This is a genomic window from uncultured Phycicoccus sp., from assembly GCF_947495705.1.
In the GTDB taxonomy this organism is placed as follows: Bacteria; Actinomycetota; Actinomycetes; order Actinomycetales; family Dermatophilaceae; genus Phycicoccus.
This window is the reverse complement of sequence record NZ_CANLZR010000007.1, coordinates 32336-49736: the sequence shown is the minus strand read 5'-3', so window position 1 is coordinate 49736 and position 17401 is coordinate 32336. Positions and strand designations below refer to the sequence as shown.

The window sequence follows — 17401 nt, the reverse complement described above, 5'->3', positions numbered from 1 at the left end:
GTGACCGAGATGATGTCGTCGCCGACACGCCGACGTCCGCTGGTTCGTCGGCGAAATGGCCGAACGGACGACGCAGCGGCGGCTCAGGGGCGGTCCGTGGCGCCGCTCGGGGTGTCGGTGGTCGTGACGGCCGCGGCGCACAGGCGGAGGAAGGCGCCGAGGGCCAGCAGCTCGTCGGGGGTGCGCGGTGAGAAGTCGGTGAGCACCCGCGACCGGACGAGGAACGCCGAGTGCTGGCCCCGTGAGATGGCGACGTTGAGACGGTGCCGGTCGAGCAGGAACCCCATCCCGCGGGACACGTCCGAGTGCGACGACGCGGCCATCGACAGGACGGCCACCGGCGCCTCCTGCCCCTGGAACTTGTCGACGGTGCCGACCCGCACGCCGTCGAGGCCCGCGTCGTCGAGGACCCGGCGGATCGAGCCCACCTGGTGGTTGTAGGGGGTGATGACGACGACGTCGGCGTCGGTGAGGGGACGGGGGCCGACGGGCCGCCCCGCCTCGTCGCGGGCCGAGCCGTCGTGCCACGCCCGGCCGAGCAGGTCGCGGACGAGGTCACGCGCCGCCTCGGCCTCCTCGACGGAGTGCGTCGAGTTGTCGCGGTGGTCGACGAGGCGCACGTGCAGCCCCGGCGGCACGCCGTGGAGGGTGCGCGCCGACGTCACCGCCTCTTCGGCGCGGAGCCGCCCGGCGTAGGCGAGCGCGGACACCGGTCCGGTGAGTGCCGGGTGCAGCCGCCACGTCGTCGCCAGGAAGTAGCCGAGCTCGGGGGGCATGACGGCGGCCTCCCGGGTCAGCCAGGCGAGGGCGGCGGTGTCGACCGGCTCGGCGTGCGTGCCGGTGGTGACCTGGGGCAGCTGCTGCGGGTCGCCGAGGAGGAGCAGGCGGCGCGCGGCCACCGACACCGCGAGGGTCTTGGCCAGCGAGAACTGCCCGGCCTCGTCGACGACGAGCAGGTCGAGCTGCCCCCGGTCGACCCGCTCCGGCGTGGTGAGGTCCCAGGCGGTGCCCCCGATGACGTACCCGCGCCCGGCGGCACGGTGTTCCGCGGCGAACGTGGCGAGATCGCCCGGCCGGGTGAGCGCCGTCCACCGTGGGTCGGGGGTGTCCTTGGCGACCTTGCCGACCTGCTCGGGCCGGACGTCGGTGGCGGCGACGATCTTCGTGAGGACGTTCTCGACGGCCGCGTGGCTCTGCGCCGTGACCCCGATGCCCCAGCCGAGCGCCACGAGCCGCGCGACGACGTGGGCCCCGACGTGGGTCTTGCCCGTCCCGGGCGGCCCCTGGACGGCGACGTAGGAGTCGTCCATGCCGGTGAGGGCCGTGGTGATCGCGTCGATGTAGCCGTCCGGCCCCGCCCCGACCTCGGGGAGCGGGCCGCCCGCCCGCATCCGCGGGGGCCGGCGCAGGAGCACATCGGTGCCGGCACCGACCGGGACCGACCCGGACGCCCGGACCGCCTCGGCGACCTCGGCGAGGGCACGGTCGATGGGGGCCGCGCTGACGTTGTCGTTCGGCACGAGGGCGGTGGGCGCCGCGTCGTGGCCCGCCGCGCCGGGCTGGAGCTCCTCGACGAGCAGGGTCTGCTCCAGCCGGCCGGTGCGCCCCACTCGCTCCTCGGTGTCGAGGACGGTGACCCCCGACGGGCTCTTCGCGTTCGCGTGGAGCCGCTCGGGCTCGACCCCGTCGGGTGCGGGGACCCGGTAGACGGCGGCGACCTTGGCGCCCACCGGGATCGCGGCGTTGCGCATCGGCTCGCCGCACAGGCGGAGGTGGCGCCGGGCCTTCCGCGCGCCGGGGGGCTTGTGCCACGGCTGGACGACCTCGGCCCGCTCGACGAGGAAGACGCCGTCGGCGACGCGCCAGTCGTCGACCGGCAGCCGGAGCCGCTCGAAGTGCTCCTGCCACTTGGGCTTGTCCTCGCGGGCGTGGAAGAGCACCGCGGAGCCGACGAGCGCGACCGCGTGGTCCTCGTCGGTGCGGTCGGCGGGGGCGACGCCCTCGACGAGGGCGCGGACGGCGGCCTCGAGCGCCTGCGCCGCGGCCCGCTGCGGGCTGACAGCCGGAGGCTCGTCGGACGCTGCGGGGGTGGCCCCGCCCGCCCCGGACGGCCCGGCCGCACCGGAGCCGTGCTCGTCGCGACGGGCGAGGAGCCAGTCGCGCAGGAGCAGGGTGGAGACGCAGTCGTCGCGGTTGTAGTCGGCGATCTCGCGCAGCAGCGCGGACGCCTCGCCCGCCCGCCCTTCGAGGCATGCGGCCGTGAACTGGTGGTAGACCACGATGCTGTCGGCGCCGGCCTGCACGTCGCCCTCGCGCTCGGCCATGTAGAGCGGCTCGAGCTTCTTGATCGAGTAGGACCGCTGCGACACCCGGATGCCCGCCCGGACGACGGCGTAGAGGTCGACGAACACGCCGTCGCGCAGGAGCTGGTCGACCTCGTCCTCGTACACGCCGTGCCGCGCCGCGAGCCGGAGCAGGGCCGCCGGCTCGTACGGCGCGTAGTGGTAGACGTGCAGGTCGGGCCAGCGCCGGCGCCGCTGCGCGAGATGGTCGACGAAGTCGACGAGGGCCTGCTTCTCGGCGGCGCGGTCGTGGGCCCAGAAGGTGCGGAACTCCGGGGTGCCGGTGTCGACCTCGACCATCCCGAACAGGTACTCGAGCCCCCAGATGCTCGACCCCCGCTCCTGCCACAGCGGGTCGCCCTCGAAGTCGAAGAAGAGGTCGCCCGGGCTCGGCGCCGGCAGGCGCCGCAGCGCGTCGGGGTCGACGACCTCGTGCCGCACCCCGCCGGCGGGGTCGGCCTCCTGCTCGAGCTGGAGGCGGGCCTGCTCGCGCAGCCGGCCGAGCATCGCGCCGCGGACGTCGGGGACGGGCTCGGTGCGCACCGCGAGGTCGTCGATGGTCCGGACCCCGGCGTCGAGCAGGCGGCGGCGGGTGGGGCGGCGCATCCCGGCGACGAGGAGGAGGTCGCGGGCCGTCTCGACCTCGACCGTGCACTCGGGACAGGTGCCGCAGGCGAGCCATCGCTCGTCGCCCCAGGCCCCCGGCCCGCCCGCCGCCAGGTGCTGGCCGAGCAGCGCCTCGAGCCGGGCGCGGCGGGCCCGGTAGACCGGCAGGATCTCGGGCAGGGGGAGGTCGCGGACCTCACCGCCGCCGAGGACGAGCCGCGCCGTCGGGGCCACCGGCACCCCGGCGTCCTCGAGCATCGCGGCATACGCCCCGACCTGCAGCAGCGCGGGGACGTTGGCGTGGCGGGCGAGCTTGGTGTCGCTGACGAGCCACCCGTCGGCGGTGCGCTCGAGGAAGTCGGCGCGGCCGACGAAGCCCCCGTCGAACAGGGTGGCCTGGCTGAGGACCTCGGCGTCGCCGGACAGGGCGGCGAGCGACGCGGCCATCGCCTCCGCGAGGCCTGCGGGGGTGTAGCGCGGCGACGGGAGGGTGCGGACCCGCCCGGGATGGTCGCGAGAGAGCCGCCGGAGCTCGGCCTGCTCGTGCTCGTCGCCGAGCGCGGCCACCCGCTGGAGCATCGGGTCGCGCTCGGGGGCGACGGCGGGGCGTAACCCGCGCAGCGCGTCGAGCTCGGCGACGACGGCGTACTCGCACACCGACGCGGTGCGCAGGTCGCTGGCGCTGATGACGAGCCGCTGCTCGTCGCCGAGGAGGAACATGCTCCGAAACCTACGCGGAGCCTCCGACAGGGTCCGGCACCGCCGCGGCCGTCAGATCCAGCTGGGGAACCACATCCGCCAGCGCCAGTGGTCGTACGGGATGGTGTCGGCGACGTACACGGGGTGGAAGAACGCGAACAGCGCCAGGACGAGCGCCAGGTACCCCCCGACGACGAGCACCCGGAACCGCCAGCGCGCCGGGTCGGTGGCGCGCCTCCCCACCCACAGCCCGAGAAGGAAGGTGATCGCGAGGACGACCCACGGCTCGAACGCGACGGCGTAGAAGGTGTAGATGGTGCGGTGCTGGTAGGCGAACCAGGGCAGGTACCCGCCGACGACCCCGGCCGCGATGGCGCCGGCCCGCCAGTCCCGACGGACGAGCCACCACCACAGGACGACGAGGAGGGCGAGGATGCCGACCCACCAGACCGCGACGTTGCCGATCGGGTTGATGGCCGCCGAGCACTGGGCGACGGTGCAGCCGTCGACCCCCTGCTCCGGGCTCTCGTAGAAGAACGACGTGGGGCGCGTCTGGACCAGCCAGGACCACGGGTTCGACTGGTACGGATGGGGCTCGGCGAGCGTGGTGTTGAAGTTGTACGCGTCCTGGTGGTACTTGAGCCAGTTGCGCAGCACGGGCGGCAGCCACTGGACGCCCTCGCCCGGGTTGAACTCGTGCCACCGCCGGTGGTACCCGATGTCGGTGAGGAACCAGCCGCTCCACGACAGCGTGTAGACGACGGCGGAGGTCGCGACCAGCTGGACCGCTGCGAACGGGCCGTCCTGCAGCAGCGAGCCCCGGGCCCAGCGCCGCACCCCGGCGGCCCTCCGGGCGCCCATGTCCCACCACACGGTGAGGAGGCCGAACGCCGCGAGGAAGAACAGCCCCGACCACTTCGTGCCCATGCACAGGCCGAGCGAGGCCCCCGCGACCCAGCGCCACGGTCGCCACCCGAGCCAGGGCCCACCGCCCCCGGGCCACTCACCGCGCCCGAGAGCACCCACCTTCTCGGCCAGGACCGCCCGGCTGTGGTCCCGGTCCACGAGCAGCGCCGCGAACGCGCAGAGCGCGAAGAACATGACGATGATGTCGAGGATGCCGGTGCGCGACATCACGAAGTGCGACCCCTCGAACGCGAGGAGGAACGCCGCGACGGTGCCCAGCGCGGTCGAGCCGAACATCCGCCGCGCGACCCGCCCCACGATGAGGATCGACAGGGTCCCGACGAGCGCGACGGAGAACCGCCACCCCCACCCGGAGTCGGCGCCGAGCAGCCATTCCCCGAACCCGATGACCCACTTGCCCACCGGAGGATGGACGACGAAGTCGCCGTTCGTGCTGGAGAAGACGTCGGGGTTCCCCCCGACGAACGCGACGTCGGGCTTCTTCAGCGAGTCGAGCACCCGCATCTCGACGCCGTACCGGGTCATCGAGAAGCCCTGCTTGACGTAGTACGTCTCGTCGAAGACGAGGGAGTGCGGGCGGTCGAGGTTCCAGAAGCGGAGCAGACCGCCGACGACGGCGACGAGCCCCGGACCCAGCCACCCCCAGAGCCGGTCCGTGGGCCGGTACCCGAGCAGCCGGTCGCGCAGCTCGTCCGTCCGGGTCACCGGCACATCGTAGGTGGGCCACCCGACCCGGACCGGGCGCCGTGCGAGGATCGGCCCATGAGCGGCCTCCTCGTGCTGGCGGCGACCCCGATCGGCGACCCCCGGGACGCCGCACCCCGGCTCGCCGAGGAGCTCGCGAGCGCCGACATCGTCGCCGCCGAGGACACGCGCCGGCTGCGACGCCTCTGCGCCGACCTCGGCACCACCCCGGCAGGCCGGGTCGTGTCCTTCCACGAGCACAACGAGTCGAGCCGGTCCGCCGACCTCGTCGAGGAGCTGCGTGCGGGGGCCCGCGTCCTCGTCGTCACGGACGCGGGGATGCCGTCGGTCTCGGACCCGGGGTACCGCCTCGTGGCCGCCGCCGTCGCCGCCGACGTGCGGGTCACCGCGGTCCCCGGGCCGTCGGCCGTCCTCACCGCCCTCGCCGTCTCGGGGCTCCCGGTCGACCGCTTCTGCTTCGAGGGCTTCCTGCCGCGCAAGGCCGGCGAGCGCGAGCGCGCCCTCGCCGGCCTCGCCGACGAGCGGCGGACCATGGTCTTCTTCGAGGCGCCGCACCGGCTCGCCCGGATGTTGCGGTCCGCCGCGGACGCCTTCGGCGCCGACCGGCCGGCCGCGGTGTGCCGGGAGCTGACCAAGACCTACGAGGAGGTGCGCCGGGGCGGCCTCACGGACCTCGCCGACTGGGCCGAGGAGCATGCCCGTGGCGAGATCACCGTCGTCGTCGCGGGCAGTTCGGGGCCGGCGGGCACCCTCGAGGACGCGCTGCCCGAGGTGCTCGAGCGCACCGGCGCGGGGGAGCGGCTGAAGACCGTCTGTGCCGAGGTGGCGGAACGGACGGGCCTGTCGAAGAAGGCCCTCTACGACGCGGCCGTCGACCCCGGACGTCGCTGACTCGCCACCCCGGAGCAGGCGTCTTTACCGATCACTGACCCTTTCCTTACCTTTCCCGGGTTCTCAGGAGGATCGTGCGCCGCATAGCGTCGGCCCACCCCCGACCGGGGGAGTCCCCCAACCCTTCTGGAGCACTCGATGTCCCGAACCCCTCTGCGCGTCGCCGCCGCCGTCGCAGTCGGCGCCCTGACGGTCGCCATGAGTCCGTCCGCACTGGCAGGCCCCGCCGCCTGCTCGACGCGGACCAACAACACCCACGCCAAGCTCGCCGAGTGCGTCACCCTCGAGGGAGTGCGCGCCCACCAGGCGGCCCTCCAGACGATCGCCGACGAGAACAACGGGACCCGGGTCTCGGGGAGCGCCGGGTACGACGCCTCCGTCGACTACGTCGTGGACACCCTGAAGAAGGCGGGCTACAGCCCCACCGTCGAGCCGTTCACGTTCAACACGTTCATCACGCGCTCCGCGACCGTGCTCGAGCAGGTGGCGCCCGCCCCGGCCGGGCCGCTCACCGTGTCGACGATGACCTACTCGGGCAGTGGCGACGTGACGGCCGCCGTCACCCCGCTCCCGGCGCCGCCCGCCGACCCCACCCCCGGCTGCGAGGCGGCCGACTTCGCCGGCTTCCCGGCCGGCCACGTCGCGCTCATCAGCCGTGGGGCGTGCGCCTTCGCGCTCAAGGCGTCGAACGCCGCCGCGGCGGGCGCCTCGGCGGTCGTCATCTACAACAACGTGCCCGGGACCCTCAACGGCACCCTCAGCGAGACGTTCACGCTCGACCTCCCGGTCGTGTCGGTCACCCAGGCCCTCGGTCAGCAGCTGGCCGGGACCTCCGGGCTCGTCCTGCGCGTCAAGACCGACACCTTCCGCGGTGCGGCGACGTCGTACAACGTCCTCGCCGAGCTCCCGGGCACGAACGACGACAACGTCGTCATGGCCGGGGCGCACCTCGACTCGGTCAACGCGGGTCCGGGCATCAACGACAACGGCTCCGGCAGCGCCGCGATCCTCGAGGTCGCCGTCCAGCTGGCCAAGGTCAAGCCGACGAACACGGTGCGGTTCGCCTGGTGGGGCGCCGAGGAGTCCGGCCTCGTCGGCTCGACCCGGTACGTCCAGGGCCTGAACGAGGCCGAGGTCGACGAGATCGCGCTCTACCTCAACTTCGACATGGTCGGCTCCCCGAACCACGTCTTCTTCGTCTACGACGGTGACGACTCCGACGAGGTCGGCGCGGGTGCCGGGCCGGAAGGGTCGGCGCGGATCGAGAAGACCTTCGAGGCCTTCTACAGCCAGCGTGGCGTGCCCTTCAAGGGCACCGACTTCAGCGGGCGCTCCGACTACGGCCCGTTCATCGCGGCGGGGGTCCCCTCGGGCGGCCTGTTCACCGGCGCCGAGGGCATCAAGACCGCCGAGGAGGCCGCCCTCTGGGGTGGCACCGCCGGGCAGCAGTACGACCCCTGCTACCACCTGGCGTGCGACACCTACGCGAACAACAACGACACCGCGCTGGACGTCAACTCCGACGCGATCGCGTTCGCGGTGCTCCAGTACGGGATGAACACCTCCGACGTCAACGGCGTCGCCGGCAAGGGCAACTTCCCTCCGGCCAAGCCCAGCACGTCCCCGGCCGCCGTCGGCGGCAGCCAGGGCGGCCTGCACGACGAGCACGACGAGGCCGTCGACCGCTGACCCGCGGCTGACCGGTACCGGCCGGCCCGTCCCCCACCCCGGGGGCGGGCCGGCCTCGTCGTCCTACGCGCCGGTAACCGGGCGCATCTCACACCCCTTCGGGCTTCGACACCCCTCGTCCGCGTCGGGGGCGGGGACTAGGGTGCATGTCCGTGGCCACAACGACTTCCTCGCGCCCTGCGACGGCCCGACGGACCACGATCGGTCTCAAGATCCTCATGGCGGGGACCGGTCTCGTGTTCGTCGGCTACCTCCTGCTGCACATGTTCGGCAACCTCAAGGCGCTCGCGGGGGAGGAGGCGTTCAACGACTACGCCGAGAACCTGCGCACCGTCGGTGAGCCGTTCCTCCCGTACGCCGGGCTGCTCTGGATCGTCAGGGTCGTCCTGCTGCTGAGCCTCGTGGGGCACGCGTACGCGGCGTACTCGCTGTGGGCGCGGGCCGGCAGCGCACGCCGGACCAAGTACGCGGCGGTCAAGACCGCTGCTCGCACGGCCTGGATGCGCTGGGGCGGGACGTTCCTCCTGCTCTTCGTCGTCTGGCACCTGCTGCAGTTCACGATCGTGAAGTTCTCGGTCAACGCGGACAAGCAGGGCCCGGACGTCCAGCAGAACCCCTACGAGCTCGTCGTGGCGAGCTTCCAGGTGCCGTGGAACACACTCATCTACGTCCTGGCGATGGTCGCTCTCGCCTTCCACCTCTCGCACGGGGTGTTCAGCGCCTCCCAGACCCTCGGCCTCACCGGGAGCGCGCAGGCGTACCGCCGGGCCAAGCTGCTCGGCCACGCCGTCGCGGTCGTCATCGTCGGCGGCTTCCTCGTCCCGCCCTTCGCGATCCTCTTCGGCCTGATCAAGTGAGGCACTGAACCGATGACAGACACCACCGTGAACGCCGGCATCACCCACGGCCTCTACACCGACGGCGACCCGGTCGCCGACACCAAGGCCCCCGCCGGCCCGGTCCAGGACATGTGGACCACCCGCAAGTTCGAGGCGGCCCTGGTCAACCCCGCCAACCGCCGCAAGCTCGACGTCATCATCGTCGGCACCGGCCTGGCCGGCGGCTCGGCGGCCGCCACGCTGGGCGAGGCCGGGTACAACGTCAAGGTCTTCTGCTTCCAGGACTCCCCGCGGCGGGCGCACTCGATCGCCGCCCAGGGCGGGATCAACGCGGCGAAGAACTACAAGGAGGACGGCGACTCCGTCTTCCGCCTCTTCTACGACACCGTCAAGGGCGGCGACTACCGGTCGCGCGAGAGCAACGTCTACCGCCTCGCCGAGGTCAGCGCCAACATCATCGACCAGTGCGTCGCACAGGGCGTCCCCTTCGCACGCGAGTACGGCGGCCTCCTCGACAACCGCTCGTTCGGCGGCGTCCAGGTCTCGCGCACCTTCTACGCACGCGGCCAGACCGGGCAGCAGCTGCTCATCGGCGCCTACCAGGCGCTCGAGCGCCAGGTCGCGGCCGGCACGGTGCAGCAGTACACCCGCCACGAGATGCTCGAGCTCGTCGTCGCCGACGGCCGGGCCCGCGGCATCGTCGCCCGCGACCTCGTCACCGGCGAGATCGAGACCCACGCGGCGGACGCCGTCGTCCTCGCCTCCGGCGGCTACGGCAACGTCTTCTACCTCTCGACGAACGCCATGGGGTCCAACGTCACCGCGTCCTGGCGCGCCCACCGCAAGGGCGCCTACATGGCCAACCCCTGCTACACCCAGATCCACCCCACGTGCATCCCGGTGGCCGGCGAGCACCAGAGCAAGCTGACCCTGATGTCGGAGTCGCTGCGCAACGACGGGCGCATCTGGGTGCCGAAGAACCGCGAGGACTGCGACAAGGACCCCCGCGACATCCCCGAGGAGGACCGCGACTACTACCTGGAGCGGATCTACCCCTCGTTCGGCAACCTCGTCCCCCGCGACATCGCGTCGCGCCAGGCCAAGAACGTCTGCGACGAGGGCCGCGGGGTCGGACCGATGGTCGGCGACTTCCGGCGCGGGGTCTACCTCGACTTCGCCGACGCCATCGCGCGCCTGGGCAAGGCGGCGGTCGAGTCCAAGTACGGCAACCTCTTCGACATGTACGCGCGGATCACCGGCGAGAACCCGTACGAGACCCCGATGCGCATCTACCCCGCCGTGCACTACGTCATGGGCGGGCTGTGGGTCGACTACGACCTGCAGTCGACGATCCCCGGGCTGTTCGTCACCGGTGAGGCCAACTTCTCCGACCACGGGGCCAACCGGCTCGGGGCGTCGGCGCTCATGCAGGGCCTGGCCGACGGGTACTTCGTCCTGCCCAACACGATCCGCGACTACCTCGCCAAGGGCCCGTTCGAGCCGCTCGCGCCCGACCACCCGGCCGTCGTCGAGGCGCAGACCTCCGTCGAGGAGCGCACCGCCCGGCTGCTCGCGATCAACGGCGAGCGCAGCGTCGACTCCTTCCACAAGGAGCTCGGCGCCATCATGTGGGAGTACTGCGGCATGGAGCGCAGCGAGGAGGGGCTCCTCAAGGCCATCGACCTGATCCGCGGTCTGCGCGAGGAGTTCTGGCGCAACGTGCGGGTGCTCGGGGCCGCCGACACCCTCAACCAGAGCCTCGAGAAGGCCGGCCGGGTGGCCGACTTCCTCGAGCTCGGCGAGCTCATGTGCATCGACGCCCTGCACCGGCGCGAGTCGTGCGGCGGCCACTTCCGGGCCGAGTCCCAGACCGAGGACGGCGAGGCGCTGCGCCACGACGACGAGTTCCTCTACGTCGCCGCCTGGGAGTTCGGCGGTGGTGAGGGTCTCGGCGAGACGGGCCGTCCGGTGCTCCACAAGGAGGACCTCGTCTACGAAGCCATCGAACTCAAGCAGCGGAGCTACAAGTGAACCTCACCCTGAAGATCTGGCGACAGGCCGGACCTCGCCATCCGGGCGAGCTCGTCACGTACAAGGTCAAGGACATCAGCGAGGACATGAGCTTCCTCGAGATGCTCGACGTCCTCAACGAGGAGCTCAACGCCAAGGGCGAGGAGCCGCTCGCCTTCGACAGCGACTGCCGCGAGGGCATCTGCGGCAGCTGTGGCCTGATGATCTCCGGCGACGCCCACGGCCCCGAGCGGACGACGACCTGCCAGCTGCACATGCGCAGCTTCAGCGACGGCGACGTCATCACGGTCGAGCCGTGGCGGGCCAACGCCTTCCCCGTCATCAAGGACCTCGTCGTCGACCGCGGCGCGTTCGACCGGATCATCCAGGCCGGCGGCTACATCTCGGTCAACACCGGCTCGGCGCCCGACGCGCACTCCACCCCGGTGCCGAAGGAGAACGCCGACCGGGCGTTCATGGCCGCCGAGTGCATCGGCTGCGGGGCGTGTGTCGCGGCCTGCCCGAACGCCTCGGCGATGCTCTTCATGGGCGCGAAGGTCACCCACCTCTCCGAGCTGCCGCAGGGCCAGCCCGAGCGGGACGCCCGGGTCGTCTCGATGGTCGACCAGCACGACCACGAGGGCTTCGGCGGCTGCACCAACGTCGGCGCGTGCTCGCAGGCCTGCCCCAAGGGCATCCCGCAGGACGTCATCTCGACGCTCAACAAGGACCTGCGCGGCGCCCTGCGCGGCTGACCCGTCTCGTCCCTCCCGCGGCCTGCGGGAACCGTCGGTGGCGCATCCCGAACCTCGGGGTGCGCCACCGACCGTTCGGGTGCGTCCGCCCCGTTCAGAGCCAGGAGACGTGCGGCTCGAGCAGCGCATACCCGACGAACGCGACGACGTCGAGGATGGTGTGCGCGACGACGAGCGGCATGACCCGCTTCGTGCGGGTGTAGAGCCACCCGAAGAGCAGGCCCATGACGAGGTTGCCGACGAACCCGCCGAAGCCCTGGTACAGGTGGTAGGTGCCGCGGATGACCGCCGACGTGACGATGACCCGCCAGGTGCCCCACCCGGCCTCCCCCCACCGCCGGAACAGGTAGCCCACCATGACCGCCTCCTCGAGCACCGCGTTCTGCGCGGCCGCGAGGACGAGGATGGGGACGGTGAACCAGGCGGCACCGACGAGGTTGGCCGCGGCCACCGTCGTGTTGATCCCGGCGGCCTTCGCGAGGAGGTAGAACGCGAGCCCCGGGATGCCGACGGCCGCGGCCAGGGCGGCCCCGCGCCACAGGTCGCCCGCCGGCCGGCGCAGGTCGAAGCCCATCGTGTGCGGCTCGTCGGGGTCGTCGCGCCGCAGCAGGTGGATCGCCAGCACCACGGGGACGAGGGCCAGCCCGATCCCGACGAGCTGGTAGGTGACGTCGAGCCAGGGCCGGTCCGGGGTGACCGAGGAGTTCATCGCCGACGTCTGCTGCGCGAGCGGCTCGCCCCGGGTCAGCCGGTCGGTGATCCGGAGCAGCGCGTACACCGCGGACGAGCCGAGCGAGACCCCGAGCACGAGCCAGGTCTCGGTGAGGTGCCGACGCCGCATGGGGCCACAGTAGGCGCGGCGACCGAGTGGGCGCTGGGAGGGGGCCGAACGGCCCCTGTATGCCGCGGGTCCCCGCCAATCGCCCCTCCCGGCGCCATGGGCCGCACTACTGTGTGCCGGGCTCCGCCGAACCGATCGTCCCGCGAGAGGGGTGACCCACGCCCATGTCCGACACCAGGCTCCGCATGCGGACGACGCGTGCGGCGGTGGCCGCCCTCGCGGTCGCGGCCGCGCTGTCCCTCACCGGGTGCGGCGCGCTGTTCGGGGGTGCGTCCCAGGCCGCCGACGGCAGTGACCTGCCGAGCGTCAGGGACCTGTACACCACGGTCCGGGCCACCGCGCTCGCCGCGGAGTCAGGGCACGTGACGGGCTTCGTCACCGACGGCGAGGAGTCGACGACCTTCGACCTCGAGGGACGCGCCGACGGGTCGAACCAGCGGGCCAAGGTGTCGCGGGACGCCGGGGGCACCTTGACGATGCTCACCGTCAAGGGCAAGCACTACGTCTCGGGCGACTGGGACTTCTGGGCCGCCGCGACCGAGCCGTCGACGGCGGACCGGCTGGTGGGCACGCAGGTGCGGGTCCCCGAGGCGCGGGCCACCGCCTTCTCGGACCTGACCCTCGGTGGGCTGCTGGCCGACACCTTCGCCCGCGAGACGCTGTCCGTCGTCGAGACCTTCGGGTCATCGGTCAGCGTGCGGCACGCGAACGACAGGGACTACTGGGTCCTGTCGTGGGCCGACACCGAGGTCTGGGTCGAGCCCGGGACGCACCGCCTGCTCAAGGTCGTGCGGTCCACCGAGGAGGACCCCGCCGAGCTCACCTTCGACGCATGGGACGACGCGGCGACGTTCAAGGCGCCGTCGTCCTCGAAGGTTCTGAAGGGATGACGCGACGCTCCTGGCTCGGCTGCCTCCTCGGCGCTGCGGCCCTGGCCACCGCGGCGTGCAGCGGGCCGGTCGAGTTCCCGTCCCCGCCGACCCTGTCGACCCGGGCCACCACCGAGTCGCCGACCCCGACCCCGAGCAGCGCCGAGCTGTTGCGCGACACCCGGACCTTCGCCCTCGCCGCCGCCTCGGGCCGCGTCCAGGGGCTGGTGGGGGCCGGTGCACGGGCCGTCGAGCTCGACCTCGAGGGCTCGGCCGGCGGCGGGGACCAGCGGGTCCGCGTGACCGGCCCCGACGGACGGACGGCGGAGGTGCTCACCGTCGGCATCGCGTCCTGGCTCTCGGGTGACGAGAGGTTCTGGACCGAGCGCACGGGGAGCGCCGCCAAGGCCGAGGCGCTGGTCGGGGCCTACGTGCCCATCACGCCCGCCGAGGCCGCGGACCTCGCGCCGTACACGCTGCGCGGACTGCTCAGTGAGGCCTTCGCGCGCCCGCAGGTCGCCGCCCTGGAGGCGTCGGGCACCCCGGTGGCCGACGACGAGGTCGCCGGGGTCGCGGCCTGGGTCATCGGGGAGGACGACGGCCCGCGCCTCTGGGTGGCGGCCGACGGCAGCGCCGAGCTGCTGCGGATCGTCGTCCCAGGGGCCGACCCGCTCGACCTCACCTTCGGCGGGTGGGGGCGGGCCGAGACGTTCAGCGCGCCGGCCGCGGCCGACATCCGCCAGGAGTAGGCGCTGAGTCAGGTCCGTCGGGGCCCGGCGGTCAACCCTGGGCGTAGGCCCCGTCGCGCCGGGACCGCCGCCATGTTCGGACCCGGAGCCACATCCAGACGAGGAGCCAGGCGAGCAGGCCGAGGGCGACGATGACGAACAGCGGCGCGAGGAGCGCGACGAGCGACAGCCCGATCGAGGCGCCGTCCTCGACGGTGGAGACGACCGGGCCCCCGACGCCCACCGTCGCCCCGTTGACGACCGGCCGGGCGGCCATCTTCCCGGTGTGCACGAGCCCGGCCAGCACGACGCCGAGGACGACCGACACCCAGGGGCGCTCGGCCATCCACGTGGAGCTGTCGATGTCCGCGGCGGCCGACGTCGCCGCGAAGACCAGCCCGCCCATGCTCGGCCGGATGAAGGTCTGGATCGTGTCGTTGATGGTGTCGACGGCCGGGATCTTGTCGAGGACGACCTCGGTGAGGAGCAGGACGGCCCCGATGCCGATGGCCCAGCCGCTCTCGATCCACTCGTAGCCGGCGGGCAGGGTGACCACGTCGGTGAACCGCGCGAGGATCGCCACGGCGAGGAAAGGGATGTAGGCGTTGAGGCCCGCAGCGGCGGACAGGCCCATCCCGGTGAGGGCAGCCAGCACAGCGACCTCCTGACCTGGGGCGACCACACCTCGCGGTGCGCCCGGAACGTGACGACGTTCCGACGTCAGGGTAGCCCTGAAGGTTCCCTTGGGTCTGGGCTGCGCCCGCGTGCTGCGCCGGAAACCGGGTGGCCCCCGCGGCGGCGAGCGGCCACGATATCGCCGTGGACATCGACCCCGCTGCGCTGCTGCGCGCCTACGACGACCAGCTGCGCACCGCCGCCGAGACCCTCGGTGCGCTGACGGTGACGCGCCTCGGACCGATCTGGATGGCGACGTTCCCGGGCGGGCGCGGCTTCGTGTCGTACCGCGACCTCGACGGCGCCGACGCCGCGACGATCCGGCAGTGGGTAGCGGCCGCCCTCCGGCACTTCGCGGCCGACCCGTCGGTCGTCGACGTCGAGTGGAAGACCCGCGGCCACGACATCGCCCCCGGGCTGCACGAGGCGCTCCTCGACCACGGTTTCGTCCCGGGTGACCCGGAGTCGGTGATGATGGGACCGGCCGAGGAGCTGGCCGGCGAGGTCCCTCTGCCGGCCGGGGTGACGCTGCGCCGGGTCACCGACGAGGCCGACGTCCGCGCGGTCAGCGCGATGACCGACGAGGCGTTCGGGGACCCGGTCTCGACCCGACGGGCCGACGACCTGGTGTCGCGGCTCTCCGGCGAGGACGGCGTGGAGCTGTGGGTGGCCGAGGCGGACGGGGCGATGGTCAGCGCGGGCCGCCTGGAGCCGGTGCCCGGCACCGACGTCGCCGGGGTGTGGGGCGGGGCGACCCTGCCGGCGTGGCGGGGGCGCGGCATCTACCGGGCGCTGACCGCCGTCCGGGCCCGCTCGGCGCTCCGGCTGGGCAAGACCCTCCTGCACAGCGACTCCACCGAGCTCTCACGGCCCATCCTCGAGCGGTCCGGGCTCGTGCAGGTCACGACGACGACGCCGTACGAGTGGACCCGGTGAGCGCAGGTCGCGTCGGCCGGCCGCGCGTCGGCCCCGGCCCGACCCGGGCGGCGCGGGCGGTCCCGGCCGCCACCTAGGATTCGGGGCATGAAGGTCCTCTCCGCCGTCGCCTGGCCGTACGCCAACGGTCCGCGCCACCTCGGCCACGTCGCCGGGTTCGGCGTGCCCTCCGACGTCTTCAGCCGGTACATGCGGATGGCCGGGCACGACGTCCTCATGGTCAGCGGCTCCGACGAGCACGGCACCCCGATCCTCGTGCAGGCCGACAAGGAGGGCGTCACCGCCCGTGAGTTCGTCGACCGCAACCACGCGGTCATCGCCGGCGAGCTCACCGACCTCGGGTGCTCCTACGACCTCTACACCCGCACGACGACGGCCAACCACTACGCCGTCGCGCAGGAGCTGTTCCACCACGTCTGGGAGAACGGCTACCTCGTCGAGCAGACCACCCGCGGGGCGATCTCGCCGTCCACCGGCCGCACCCTGCCCGACCGCTTCATCGAGGGCACCTGCCCGATCTGCGGCTACGGCGAGGCCCGTGGCGACCAGTGCGACAGCTGCGGCAACCAGCTCGAGCCCACCGACCTCGTCGACCCGCGGAGCAAGATCAACGGCGAGACACCGGACTTCGTCGAGACCCAGCACTTCTTCCTCGACCTGCCGGCGCTCGCGGGGCCGCTGCGGGCCTGGCTCGAGGAGCGCGCCGACTCGGGCACGTGGCGTCCCAACGTCATCAAGTTCAGCCTCAACATCCTCGACGAGATCCGCCCGCGGGCGATGACCCGCGATCTCGACTGGGGCATCCCGGTGCCGATCGACGGGTGGCGTGAGCAGCCCACGAAGCGGCTGTACGTGTGGTTCGACGCCGTCATCGGGTACCTGTCGGCCTCGGTCGAGTGGGCGCGGCGGCTCGGGGAGCCCGACCGCTGGCGGGAGTGGTGGAACGACCCGGAGGCGCTGTCGTACTACTTCATGGGCAAAGACAACATCACCTTCCACTCCCAGATCTGGCCGGCCGAGCTGCTCGCGTACGCGGGCCGGGGCGAGCGTGGCGGCGAGCCGGGCCGGTACGGCGAGCTCAACCTGCCGACCGAGGTCGTCTCGAGCGAGTACCTGACGATGGAGGGCCGGCAGTTCTCCACGTCGCGCGGATACACGATCCTCGTCCGTGACGTCCTCGACCGGTACGGGCCCGACGGCATCCGGTACTTCATCTGCGCCGCCGGCCCCGAGAGCCAGGACTCCAACTTCACCTGGCGGGAGTTCGTGCAGCGCAACAACTCCGAGCTCGTCGCCGGCTGGGGCAACCTCGTGTCGCGCACGGCGGCGATGGTCGCGAAGAACTTCGGCGAGGTCCCCGCGCCCGGGCCCCTCGAGCCGGTCGACGAGGAGGTGCGCGCGGCGGTGCTCGCCGGGTTCGGTTCCGTCGGAGGGCTGCTCGAGCGTCATCGGCAGCGCGCCGCCATCGCCGAGGCGATGCGCGTGGTCGGCGAGGTGAACGCGTACGTGTCCCGCACCGAGCCGTTCAAACTCAAGGGGGAGCACGAGCGGCAGCGTCTTGCCACGGTGCTGCACACGCTCGTGCAGTGCGTGGCCGACCTCAACACCATCCTCGCGCCGTTCCTGCCGCACGCGGCGAACCGTGTCCACGCGGTGCTCGGGGGCGAGGGCGAGTTCGTGCCCATGCCGCGACTCGAGACCGTCGAGGGCCTCGACGCCGAGGACGAGGGGCGGTCGTACCCGGTCATCACGGGCGAGTACTCCGCCACCCCGCGGTGGGAGTCGCGGGCCGTCGTCGTCGGCACGCCCATCAGCAAGCCGGCCCCGGTCTTCACCAAGCTCGACGAGTCGGTCGTCGACGACGAGCTCGCCCGGGCGCAGGCCTGACC

13 protein-coding genes are annotated in these 17401 nt (G+C 72.8%); 9 read left to right on the top strand and 4 right to left on the bottom strand.

All coding sequences use genetic code 11. The features are described 5' to 3' along the window. Positions 1–83 precede the first annotated feature (83 nt). Both Q0963_RS11110 and Q0963_RS11105 read right to left on the bottom strand, forming a co-directional pair. Positions 84–3668, bottom strand: a complete 3585-nt coding sequence (locus tag Q0963_RS11110) for a bifunctional RecB family nuclease/DEAD/DEAH box helicase (protein ID WP_299445660.1) — start codon at positions 3666–3668, stop codon at positions 84–86. Positions 3669–3719: 51 nt separating this feature from the next. Further along, positions 3720–5279: a dolichyl-phosphate-mannose--protein mannosyltransferase gene (locus Q0963_RS11105; RefSeq protein WP_299445659.1), complete on the bottom strand. Its 1560-nt coding sequence runs from the start codon at positions 5277–5279 to the stop codon at positions 3720–3722. 57 nt (positions 5280–5336) lie between these two features. On the opposite strand from Q0963_RS11105, the gene rsmI reads away from it, so the two are divergent. The 5 genes from rsmI to Q0963_RS11080 all read left to right on the top strand — a co-directional run bounded on the left by rsmI (position 5337) and on the right by Q0963_RS11080 (position 11463). Beyond that, positions 5337–6170: a 16S rRNA (cytidine(1402)-2'-O)-methyltransferase gene (rsmI, locus tag Q0963_RS11100; protein WP_299445658.1), complete on the top strand. Its 834-nt coding sequence runs from the start codon at positions 5337–5339 to the stop codon at positions 6168–6170. Between the two features lie 138 nt (positions 6171–6308). Further along, on the top strand, positions 6309–7859 hold the full coding sequence (locus tag Q0963_RS11095) for a M28 family metallopeptidase (protein ID WP_299445657.1): 1551 nt from the start codon (positions 6309–6311) through the stop codon (positions 7857–7859). 146 nt (positions 7860–8005) lie between these two features. Continuing rightward, complete coding sequence (locus tag Q0963_RS11090) at positions 8006–8716, top strand: succinate dehydrogenase cytochrome b subunit (RefSeq protein ID WP_299445656.1); 711 nt, start codon at positions 8006–8008, stop codon at positions 8714–8716. A 12-nt stretch (positions 8717–8728) separates the two neighbouring features. Continuing rightward, entirely contained in the window at positions 8729–10729 is a 2001-nt protein-coding gene (locus Q0963_RS11085; protein ID WP_299445655.1) for a fumarate reductase/succinate dehydrogenase flavoprotein subunit, read from the top strand. After that, positions 10726–11463 carry a succinate dehydrogenase/fumarate reductase iron-sulfur subunit gene (locus Q0963_RS11080; RefSeq protein ID WP_299445654.1) on the top strand — a complete coding sequence of 246 codons (738 nt, stop codon included), beginning with the start codon at positions 10726–10728 and terminating at the stop codon, positions 11461–11463. The genes Q0963_RS11085 and Q0963_RS11080 overlap by 4 nt, the downstream gene beginning before the upstream one ends. Before the next feature lie 94 nt (positions 11464–11557). Here the strand turns inward: Q0963_RS11080 and Q0963_RS11075 are convergent, their stop codons facing one another. Further along, complete coding sequence (locus tag Q0963_RS11075) at positions 11558–12304, bottom strand: CPBP family intramembrane glutamic endopeptidase (RefSeq protein ID WP_299445653.1); 747 nt, start codon at positions 12302–12304, stop codon at positions 11558–11560. 185 nt (positions 12305–12489) lie between these two features. Here Q0963_RS11075 and Q0963_RS11070 point away from each other — a divergent pair, with 185 nt between their 5' ends. Further along, entirely contained in the window at positions 12490–13194 is a 705-nt protein-coding gene (locus tag Q0963_RS11070; protein WP_299445652.1) for a hypothetical protein, read from the top strand. Beyond that, positions 13191–13922, top strand: coding sequence for a hypothetical protein (locus tag Q0963_RS11065; protein ID WP_299445651.1), 732 nt, complete (start codon positions 13191–13193; stop codon positions 13920–13922). The genes Q0963_RS11070 and Q0963_RS11065 overlap by 4 nt, the downstream gene beginning before the upstream one ends. Before the next feature lie 31 nt (positions 13923–13953). Here Q0963_RS11065 and Q0963_RS11060 read toward each other — a convergent pair whose 3' ends face one another. Beyond that, the gene (locus tag Q0963_RS11060; protein WP_299445650.1) at positions 13954–14556 is read right to left on the bottom strand and encodes a DUF4126 domain-containing protein; all 603 of its coding nucleotides are present in this window, start codon (positions 14554–14556) and stop codon (positions 13954–13956) included. A gap of 164 nt (positions 14557–14720) precedes the next feature. Between Q0963_RS11060 and Q0963_RS11055 the strand changes: the two genes are divergently transcribed. Beyond that, positions 14721–15512: a GNAT family N-acetyltransferase gene (locus tag Q0963_RS11055; RefSeq protein WP_299445649.1), complete on the top strand. Its 792-nt coding sequence runs from the start codon at positions 14721–14723 to the stop codon at positions 15510–15512. 87 nt (positions 15513–15599) lie between these two features. Further along, on the top strand, positions 15600–17399 hold the full coding sequence (gene metG, locus Q0963_RS11050) for a methionine--tRNA ligase (RefSeq protein ID WP_299445648.1): 1800 nt from the start codon (positions 15600–15602) through the stop codon (positions 17397–17399). Positions 17400–17401: the final 2 nt, after the last annotated feature.